Source organism: Pseudomonas sp. F220, assembly GCF_057813935.1.
In genome coordinates this window covers 17,687-27,939 of record NZ_JBVASJ010000054.1, presented here as the reverse complement: position 1 = coordinate 27,939, position 10,253 = coordinate 17,687, and the positions used below count along the sequence as shown (strand labels likewise).

Annotated in this window: 7 protein-coding genes; 6 read left to right on the top strand and 1 reads right to left on the bottom strand. The window is 56.9% G+C overall.

What is annotated here, in order from left to right:
- The first annotated feature begins 86 nt into the window (after positions 1 to 86).
- A complete protein-coding gene (locus ACZYSM_RS27365; protein ID WP_489076516.1) occupies positions 87 to 767 on the top strand; it encodes a hypothetical protein in 681 nt (226 codons plus the stop codon).
- Positions 768 to 1,122: 355 nt separating this feature from the next.
- On the opposite strand, the gene ACZYSM_RS27360 is transcribed toward ACZYSM_RS27365, so the two are convergent.
- Complete coding sequence (locus ACZYSM_RS27360; protein WP_489076514.1) at positions 1,123 to 2,187, bottom strand: hypothetical protein; 1,065 nt, start codon at positions 2,185 to 2,187, stop codon at positions 1,123 to 1,125.
- Positions 2,188 to 2,831: 644 nt separating this feature from the next.
- Here ACZYSM_RS27360 and ACZYSM_RS27355 point away from each other — a divergent pair.
- The 5 genes from ACZYSM_RS27355 (at position 2,832) to ACZYSM_RS27335 (ending at position 10,191) form a co-directional block, all read left to right on the top strand.
- The gene (locus ACZYSM_RS27355) at positions 2,832 to 3,122 is read left to right on the top strand and encodes a type II toxin-antitoxin system ParD family antitoxin (RefSeq protein ID WP_489076512.1); all 291 of its coding nucleotides are present in this window, start codon (positions 2,832 to 2,834) and stop codon (positions 3,120 to 3,122) included.
- A 2-nt stretch (positions 3,123 to 3,124) separates the two neighbouring features.
- Positions 3,125 to 3,481 (top strand): type II toxin-antitoxin system RelE/ParE family toxin, encoded by a 357-nt coding sequence (locus tag ACZYSM_RS27350; protein WP_489076510.1) that lies wholly within the window; start codon positions 3,125 to 3,127, stop codon positions 3,479 to 3,481.
- An 837-nt stretch (positions 3,482 to 4,318) separates the two neighbouring features.
- Positions 4,319 to 5,575, top strand: coding sequence for a multidrug efflux RND transporter periplasmic adaptor subunit MexE (gene mexE / locus ACZYSM_RS27345; protein ID WP_489076508.1), 1,257 nt, complete (start codon positions 4,319 to 4,321; stop codon positions 5,573 to 5,575).
- A 15-nt stretch (positions 5,576 to 5,590) separates the two neighbouring features.
- Positions 5,591 to 8,770, top strand: a complete 3,180-nt coding sequence (locus ACZYSM_RS27340) for an efflux RND transporter permease subunit (protein ID WP_489076506.1) — start codon at positions 5,591 to 5,593, stop codon at positions 8,768 to 8,770.
- Complete coding sequence (locus tag ACZYSM_RS27335) at positions 8,767 to 10,191, top strand: efflux transporter outer membrane subunit (protein WP_489076504.1); 1,425 nt, start codon at positions 8,767 to 8,769, stop codon at positions 10,189 to 10,191. The genes ACZYSM_RS27340 and ACZYSM_RS27335 overlap by 4 nt, the downstream gene beginning before the upstream one ends.
- Positions 10,192 to 10,253 lie beyond the last annotated feature (62 nt).

Sequence of the window (10,253 nt, the reverse complement as noted above, 5' to 3'; positions counted from 1 at the left end):
CAGTTCGGCAAATTCTTCGGGGCTAAGCGTAATGTCCAGAGCGCTCACCAGGAACTCTCCAAGGTAGGAATGGCACCTGAAGTGTAGTGCAAGCATGGAGAAATTTATTTCGCAAACAGCACACTAGCGGTGAGCTACTTGCATTCGACGAAGAACAACTGATCGAGTATCTGCAATTTGAAACTGCTGGGTTTCCAATCGCCTACGTTTACAACACCGTAGATACCTTGGCCTACTACCGAAAACCACAGCCGACTGACTTCCCTACGCTTACGCTTGGGTCGGTAAACCGCTCCGTGCCGTCTTTGCTTCCTGATAGGTATCCGGCCTATCCAAAGCATACGACACTTTTGGATTGGTTGGAGAGCATCCCAACTGGTGGCGATCAAACCACACGGTTCGCGCGCATTTTCGCTGCGATTCGTGCCGAGGCAATTCTGAGCAATGGATTGATGATGCTGATTTACGGCACCAAGGGAGTGAAAGTTTTCGATGAGCCGGATCCCAGAAAGCTTAAGTCACTGATCCATTCCCTAGGGCGAGGCATTGCTGGGAAGTTCTTGAACCCTGGCCAACAAAGGCGGATTGAGTATTTTCTTCAAGAGGAAGCGCTAGCCTTCAGCAGTTGGTTTCGACCTGTCGATCCTAATGCTCAACAGACGGGCCCGATGCTACCCGGCTCTGCTGATCCGATCACTCCTAATGAAGACCCAGATCCCGATGACGATGATCGACCCAAATCTCGGAGCGCCTATCCCAAGTTCTAAAGTGAAGTCTGAATCGCCGCTGGTTTCGTAGACGGTTCGAACGGCTGCAATGGGTCAACGGCGGACGCTTACATCTGGCCCCCATACCCGAGCTGTTGTCCACGCATCCAAAGCCGCTCGTGTAAGAACGCTGGCAGCCGGAAACTCGGTCATTGAGTCCCGCTGATCACTTAACCCTCGGACGCTCAAACAGTGATTGTAAGCGTCCCTCCACGGACCTCTGTGCAAGCCGGGGTAAAAATTACGGTCCGATCGAAATTCGACCTAGCCCGCCTGTTGTCTGCTCGAATTCGCTGACCATTCGCGAGCGGCGATCAAGATGCTGCTCGATTCGCGCGCGAGACCAGCTTACAGATCACTCACTCGAACCCATCAATTTAGTTTCGGCGTCCAGGATCATCTTTCTGATCAGCTTCACATCCATCCCAACGTTCCCATAGGTAAAGCTCGACTCGACGATCTTCTTCTTGGACTTTCTCAGGTCAGGATGGAGATGGTCTGGACCGTAGGGCACCTTATGATGGTTAGCCGAGTCGACTCGCGACAAATTCGTTCCGTCGGGCGCTTGAACGTTGTAAGCGTAATTCATGGGCGATACGTACCTGACGATAACGGCCACCCCGGAAGGCCTTCTGGCCGTGATGGTTTGGTCTTGTACTTTCTCAACGGTGCAGTCGAGTTCCGTTTTGAGCGCCTCGCATGCCAGTTCCAGTGCCTCACTCGCGCTTACTTGCTGGTAATTGTCGAACATCACCATCCCACCTAGATGCTTGGCTACATAGTTCAGCAACGTTGATTGCTCTTGCGCCTCTGCTTCATGTGTCGAGCAAAGTTGCAATCCGATTAACAGACCTGAGCCTCCCTGTACCGTGGTCGTTGACACCCGATTTGTTTCTGCTCCGCACACCAAACACTTGCCATTGGATGAAAGCCAGATCGCTCCGTCCACCGCCGTATTTTTGCGACGGCCATTAAAAAGTCCCTCAAATGAGCGGGTCTCACTGTCGCGCTCCTGGCGCCAGGTGCTGAAGCGCTGAGGATAGTCACGATCGTCGATAAGCTTGGAAAAACCAGCGTCGTCGATCGGCTTGAGGGTTGATCCGTTTCTCTCAAGAACTACGCCAACGCTGCCGACGTCTAGCAAGTTTTCGGTCTTTAGGTAATAGATTCTCGCCGCAGGAAACCTGTCGGCCGGTTTGTAGAGGGCGTTAAAATGAAACACTCCCGAGGCCACGTAAATATGAACGTCGTCTGCCCCTTGCATCATCCACAGCAGCGTTTCCCTGTCCCGAACCTCAATCGGCAATACCGGCTTTTGTTCGGAAAGGAAATTGCCGCCGAAGACTTGTATCGCGCCATCAGTCGCGCGACCATCGAGCTTGAGGGTTATGCAGTCTTTAATTACATCGTTGAGCTTCAACGTTTGATTCCACGCCTGTGATTGTCTTGCATTCGAGATGGGGCAGCCAGGCGACTTCACAAGCCGTCATCATCGACAGAGCTTCGTCGCCGCGACAGCGCATGAATCGCCCCTGGATTTTCTATACTTTTTCTAAGTACTGCTTCTGGCCGATTGCTGTCACCCACTCCAAGCCAGTTCGTGCACTTACCTCGCGCGTGCCTTAGGACGTCTGCCCTCCCCGCTGCTACGCTTTCGACCCCTTCATTGGAGTCGAAACAATGTCCGTCGCACCCCGGCGTTCCGCCCTCAGGTCAACTCATTATGGCCGCCTTCAAGGCGAGTTGTCTTTGGTACAGGCGCTCAAGGACATCAGATAGTGAATATTCAATAGACACTGGCGACACTGTCCGCGGAGCGCTGCAAACGATCAGGGTGACCGACGGACACATCAAAAAAAGGCTTGGCCAAACTGACAGCCCAAGTTCCACACTAACCAAGATGTCCATAACGTCCCCCTGCAACAGCCTTTTTTCGAATGGAGCAAAGGATGACGCCGTACGACACAGTCCGTCAGATTAAATCCCAAACCATGTGTTCGCAAGCAAAATGGCATAATATGCCAATGATCGGAAGAAACTGTTTACCGAAAGCTGGAGCTCATTATGGCAACGAGAAACGTTGTACTTACCCCTCACCAGGAACAGGTTATCCAGGATCTGGTGCAGTCCGGCCGTTATCAGAATGCCAGCGAAGTGATGCGAGAAGGTTTGCGGCTATTGGAACAACGCGTCGCCGAAGACACTGCCAAAATTGAGGCGCTGCGTCAGGCGACCTCGATCGGCATCATGGATCTTGAACACGGGCGCTTTACTCAATTGAACGAAGGGCATCTGGAGCTTTACCTAGAGGGCTTGAGCCTGGAGGCCACCACTCTCGCGAGCGAGAAACACTGAGCATGCCGCAGTATCGGATTTCAAACGCGGCGCGCGCCGACATTGTCGACATTCTCAGGCTCTCCCAGACGCAGTTCGGCGATCAAGCACGCCAGCGCTACCAGACGCTGATACTCACGGCGCTGCAAGCTCTTGCCAGCACGCCTTATTGCATTGGCAGCCACGACCGCGATGAGCTTGCACCGGGCCTTCGAAGCTATCACCTCACCTATTCACGCCAGCAGGCCAAACATCCCCATGGAACGGTCAAAAGCCCACGCCATATCGTCTTCTATCGTATGGTAAACGACGGTCTGATCGAGGTTGTCCGACTTCTTCATGACGCCATGGAAGTGCAGTTGCACTTGCCTGATGACTGATCAGCGATCCAGGACACAGACATGACTGGCCACGAACAACGAAGGTGAGACGCTCCCTTTAGATCTCAACCTCACCCCCCACGCTCCCAGCCGACTCGACGGCCAATTGAAGCACGAGACTCTAGGCCCGACTGGACTATCGAGATCCACGACCACAAACACGATGCTCAACTCTGCCCCGCACTTTCAACGCCGATTGCGTGTTTAGGCGCCTGGCATTACGCTCCGACTGCGGATGGATACAAACCCGAATCTGGCAAATTGGTCGTTCGATGAGTCGTTATCCTTAATCGGAGTTGTCCGGGCTGTCTTTCAGCACATGTACTGTAATTGGCATCGCGAGATGCTCATGCTCTTCGCGATGTTGCAATGGTGCTGGCCGCCCGAGGGCTCGATCCTTGTCATCCAGGTATACGGGGCCATTGAATACCAGCCACGACCACCCAGATCCGCGTCAGAAATCGCCATTCGCGATCGCTCGCACACCCAGTGTGACTGGGGGCAAAACTGGGGGCATAATTCTATTTTTTCTGGCTGTAACTACCGTTTTAGAGCCCAGTCAAAATGTTCTTTGGGGATCCGGACAGTCTGGCTTGACCCTGGCCTTTGTATAAAGGCTTCTGGCCCCATCGCGAGCAAACGACGGGCTTTTACATTCCCCACAACAGTGTATTGTCATCAGCGGGATTGATAGCCACCTAACGAAACCCTCATGCTAGAGGGCTCGCTTTGAACTTATATCATTCCGAATGATAGTTACCTTTGCTTCGTTCGATTCGTGCGACACAACCTCGCCGAGCATCATCCGTCCATCTCAATACATTGGCGGATGCATCCATGGAACAGTCACTCAAACATATGCGCTTCCCCTTGGCCGTTCTGGCCTTGCTGGTGATGAGCGCCTGCGGCAAGACGCCAAACACTGCCGCCAGCATGCCTGCAGCCAAGGTCAGCGTGGCCAAGGTGCTGGAACAACCGGTCAACGAATGGGACGAATTCACCGGACGCCTTGAAGCCCCGGAAACCGTCGAGATCCGTCCACGGGTCTCTGGCCAGATCGATCAAGTGGCCTTCATCGAAGGCGCATTGGTCAAGAAAGGCGACCTGCTGTTCCAGATCGACCCTCGACCTTTCCAGGCTGAAGTCCGTCGGCTCGAAGCTCAAGTTGCACAAGCCCGCGCCAACGCGACCCGCAGTGAAAACGAAGCCCAGCGCGGCGAGCGCCTGCGCACCAGCAATGCGATTTCCGCCGAACTCGCCGACTCACGCACCAGCGCTGTTCAGGAGGCCCGTGCCGGTGTTGCGGCGATTCAAGCGCAACTGGACGTCGCCAAGCTGAACCTGAGTTTCACCCGTGTCATCTCGCCCATCAGCGGCCGGGTCAGCCGTGCTGAAATCACTGCCGGCAACCTGGTCACCGCTGATGTCACCCCGCTGACCAGCGTGGTTTCCACCGACAAGGTCTATGCCTACTTCGACGCCGATGAACGCGTGTACCTCAAGTACACCCAACTCGCACGCCAGGGCCAACGCGGTCAAACCACCCCGGTGTACCTCGGCCTGTCCAATGAGGATGGCAACCCTCACCTGGGTCAGATGAACTTCGTCGACAACCAGGTCAATCCGAAAACCGGCACCATCCGCGGTCGTGCAGTGTTCGACAACAGCGATGGCAACTACACACCAGGCCTTTATGCACGCCTGAAACTGGTGGGCAGCGGCACCTACTCCGCCGTGCTGATCAACGATGAAGCCGTCGGTACTGACCTAGGCAAGAAGTTCGTGCTGGTGATGGATGCCGACAACAAGTCGGCCTATCGCGCGGTCGAGCTGGGTCCGAAAATCGAAGGCTTGCGCATCGTGCGCAGCGGCCTGAACAAAGACGACACGATCATCGTCAAGGGCTTGCAGCGGGTACGTCCGGGCTCACCGGTAGCCCCTGAAGTGATCCCGATGGCCAGCAAAGAAACCCTCGCCGCTTTGGCGCAACAACGACAAGCACTGGAAGCCAGTAACCTGCCCCAAGTCGCGCCCGCCAAGAGCGCAGCTGAAGTAGCGGTGAAACTGGCCAGCGCTGCGACTCCACGCGGTTAAGGGACGATAACTCCGATGAATTTTTCCCAATTCTTCATTCAACGGCCGATCTTCGCCGCAGTGCTTTCGCTGCTGATCCTGATCGCCGGCGCCATCTCGCTGTTCCAGTTACCCATCAGTGAGTACCCGGAAGTGGTACCACCGACCGTGGTGGTGCGCGCCAACTTCCCGGGTGCCAACCCTAAAGTCATCGGTGAAACCGTGGCCGCTCCGCTGGAGCAGGCCATCACTGGCGTCGAGAACATGCTGTACATGTCCTCGCAGTCCACTGCTGACGGCAAGATCACGCTGACCATCACCTTTGCCCTCGGTACCGATCTGGATAACGCCCAGGTTCAGGTGCAGAACCGCGTGACCCGGACTCAGCCCAAGCTGCCGGAAGAAGTGACGCGCATCGGTATCACCGTCGACAAGGCCTCGCCCGACCTGACCATGGTTGTGCACTTGACCTCGCCCGACAAACGCTACGACATGCTTTACCTGTCCAACTATGCCTTGCTCAACATCAAGGATGAGTTGGCGCGTCTGGGCGGTGTCGGTGATGTGCAACTGTTCGGTATGGGCGACTACTCGCTGCGGGTCTGGCTCGATCCAAACAAGACCGCCTCGCGAAACCTGACGGCTACTGACGTGGTCAACGCGATCCGTGAACAGAACCGTCAGGTCGCGGCCGGTGCACTGGGTGCGCAACCTGCGCCGAATGCCACCAGCTTCCAGTTGTCGGTCAACACGCAGGGCCGTCTGGTCACAGAGGAAGAGTTCGAGAACATCATCATTCGCTCAGGCGATAACGGTGAAATCACTCGTCTCAAAGACATTGCTCGCGTTGAGCTGGGCTCCAGCCAATACGCTCTGCGTTCGTTGCTGAACAATCAGCCGGCCGTAGCGATCCCGATCTTCCAGCGCCCAGGCTCCAACGCCATCGAAATTTCTAATGAAGTTCGGGCAAAAATGGCCGAGCTGAAACAGAGCTTCCCCGAAGGCATGGACTTCAGCATCGTCTATGACCCGACGATCTTCGTGCGCGGGTCCATCGAGGCAGTCGTTCATACGCTGTTCGAAGCACTGATCCTCGTCGTACTGGTAGTGATTCTGTTCCTGCAAACCTGGCGCGCCTCGATCATTCCGTTGGTGGCGGTTCCGGTTTCGCTGATCGGCACCTTCGCCGTGATGCATTTGTTCGGCTTTTCGCTCAACGCGCTATCGCTGTTCGGGCTGGTACTGGCCATCGGCATCGTGGTCGACGATGCAATCGTTGTGGTGGAGAACGTCGAGCGAAATATCGGCCTCGGACTCAACCCGGTAGATGCCACCAAGCGCGCCATGCGTGAAGTGACCGGCCCGATCATCGCCACTGCGCTGGTGCTGTGTGCGGTGTTCATTCCGGCAGCGTTCATCAGCGGCTTGACCGGGCAGTTCTATAAACAGTTCGCCTTGACCATCGCGATTTCCACCGTGATCTCGGCTTTCAACTCGCTGACCTTGTCGCCAGCGTTGGCAGCGGTACTGCTCAAACCACACGATGCACCGAAGGATCGTTTCTCGAAAATTCTCGACACGATCTTTGGCGGCTGGTTGTTCCGTCCATTCAACCGCTTCTTCGAACGTGCCAGCCATGGCTACGTCGGCACCGTGACGCGGGTTATCCGCAGTAGCGGGATTGCGTTGCTGTTGTACGCAGGCTTGATGGTCCTGACCTTCTTCGGCTTCGCTCACACCCCAACCGGTTTCGTTCCTCCCCAGGACAAGCAATACCTGGTGGCCTTCGCGCAATTGCCGGATGCGGCGAGCCTGGACCGTACTGAAGAAGTGATCAAACGCATGTCCGACCTGGCGCTGAAACAGCCTGGTGTGGAAAGTGCGGTGGCCTTTCCTGGCCTGTCGATCAACGGCTTCACCAACAGCCCGAACAACGGCATCGTCTTCGTGACCTTGAAACCCTTCGATGAGCGCAAGGACCCAAGCATGTCCGCGGGTGCGATTGCCGGCGCCTTGAACGGCAAGTACGCAGACATCCAGGAAGCTTACATGGCGATCTTCCCACCGCCGCCAGTACAGGGCTTGGGCACCATTGGTGGTTTCCGTCTGCAAGTCGAAGACCGCAGTGGCCTGGGTTATGAAGAACTGTACAAAGAAGTGCAGAACGTTATCGCCAAGAGCCGCAGCGTGCCGGAACTGGCCGGGTTGTTCACCAGCTATCAGGTCAACGTGCCGCAGGTCGATGCCGCCATCGATCGGGAAAAGGCCAAGAGTCACGGCGTGGCGATCACCGACATCTTCGACACCCTGCAGATCTACCTGGGTTCGCTGTATGCCAACGACTTCAACCGCTTTGGCCGCACCTATCAGGTCAACGTTCAGGCTGATCAGCAGTTCCGCCTTGAGCCTGAGCAGATCGGCCAGCTGAAAGTGCGCAATAACAAAGGCGAGATGATCCCGCTGGCGACCTTCATCAAGGTCAGCGACACCTCAGGTCCCGACCGCGTGATGCACTACAACGGCTTCGTCACCGCTGAAATCAACGGTGCCGCAGCGCCTGGCTACAGCTCAGGGCAAGCACAAGCGGCCATCGAGAAACTGCTCAAAGAAGAACTGCCTAACGGCATGACCTACGAATGGACCGAGCTGACCTATCAGCAGATCCTTTCCGGTAACACCGCGTTGTTCGTGTTCCCGCTCTGCGTACTGCTGGCGTTCCTGGTACTGGCCGCGCAATACGAGAGCTGGAGTCTGCCACTGGCGGTGATTCTGATCGTTCCGATGACTCTGCTTTCGGCCATTACCGGTGTGATTGCTTCGGGCGGCGACAACAACATCTTTACCCAGATCGGATTGATCGTACTGGTGGGACTTGCCTGTAAGAACGCGATTCTGATCGTCGAGTTCGCCAAGGATAAGCAAGAGGAAGGTCTGGACCCGCTCAGCGCGGTACTGGAAGCCTGCCGTCTGCGTCTGCGGCCGATCCTGATGACCTCGTTCGCCTTCATCATGGGTGTGGTGCCATTGGTCTTCTCCAGCGGTGCCGGTGCGGAAATGCGTCACGCCATGGGTGTTGCGGTGTTCTCCGGGATGCTTGGGGTGACCTTCTTCGGTCTGTTACTGACGCCCGTGTTCTACGTATTGATCCGCCGTTTTGTAGAGCGCGGCGAAGCACGCAAAGCGGCCAAGGCCCTGAAACTGGAGGCGCAACAATGAGCCTGAAAGCCTTCCTGCCGAGCTTGCTGGTACTGGCCTTGAGCGCCTGTGCCGTGGGCCCGGACTATAAAGCCCCAGCTACGGAAGCGGCCAACATTACGTCCGCCACCGATGGCGCTGCCGGCCAGAAGAACTTCGACCGCGCGCGTTTCGAAGGCATCTGGTGGCAGCAGTTCGACGATCCAACCCTCAATCAGTTGGTGACTCAATCCTTGAAGGGCAACCGTGAGCTGCGCGTCGCTTTTGCCCGGTTGAAGGCGTCTCGGGCGATCCGTGATGACGCTGCCACCCAGACCACACCCGACATCACCAGCCGCGCCAGCAGTGATATAGGCACGGCTCAGCAACCCGGCATCACCGAAAAGCGCGTACACACCGAGCGCTATGATCTGGGCCTCGACATGGCCTGGGAGCTGGACTTGTTCGGACGCATCCAGCGCAATCTGGAAGCAAGCGACGCCGATCAGCAAGTGGCCGCCGCCGATCTCTACCAACTGCAAGTCACCATGATTGCCGAGCTGGTGGATGCCTACGGGCAACTGCGCGGCGCGCAATTGCGGGAAAAGATTGCGCTGGCCAACCTGAAGAACCAGCAGGACTCGCGCACCATCACCGAAAGCCTGCGTGATGCGGGTGTCGGTGATCAGCTCGATGTGGTGCGTGCCGATGCCCGCCTCGCGGCGGTCGAAGCCAGTGTGCCGCAACTGCAAGCCGAGCAAGTGCGCGAGCGTAACCGCATCGCCACCCTGCTCGGTGAGCGCCCGGACAAACTGAGCGTCGACCTGCGCCCTGCGAATCTGCCGGCGATTGCCAAGGCGCTACCGATTGGTGATCCAGGCGAGTTGCTGCAACGCCGTCCCGACATCCTCAGCGCCGAACGCAAGCTGGCGGCGGCGACTGCACGGATCGGCGTGGCCAAGGCCGACTTGTTCCCTAAGGTCAGCTTGAGCGGCTTCCTCGGCTTCACCGCCGGACGTGGTTCACAGATCGGCTCCTCTGCGGCCAATGCCTGGGCACTCGGCCCAAGCATTACCTGGGCAGCCTTCGACTTGGGCAGCGTGCGGGCTCGCTTGCGTGGTGCCAATGCTGAAGCCGAAGGCGCGCTGGCGAGCTATGAACAACACGTGCTGTTGGCACTGGAAGAATCGGAAAACGCCTTCAGCGATTACGGCAAACGTCAGCAACGCTTGATCTCGCTGATTCGCCAAAGCGAATCGAGCCGCGCCGCTGCCGATCTGGCTGAAATCCGCTACCGCGAAGGCACCGTGGACTTCCTCGTGCTGCTCGACGCTCAACGCGAACGTCTGGCTGCCGAAGACTCCCAGGCCCAGGCCGAAGTCGATCTGTATCGCGGCATCGTCGCCATCTACAAAGCCCTCGGCGGCGGTTGGCAGCCAGAGACGGTCGCCAGCAACAACTGATTCAAGAGTTCCTTTGGTTGGCCGCAACCAACCAATTTTTTCAGCCCCGCGCCTCATTCGGT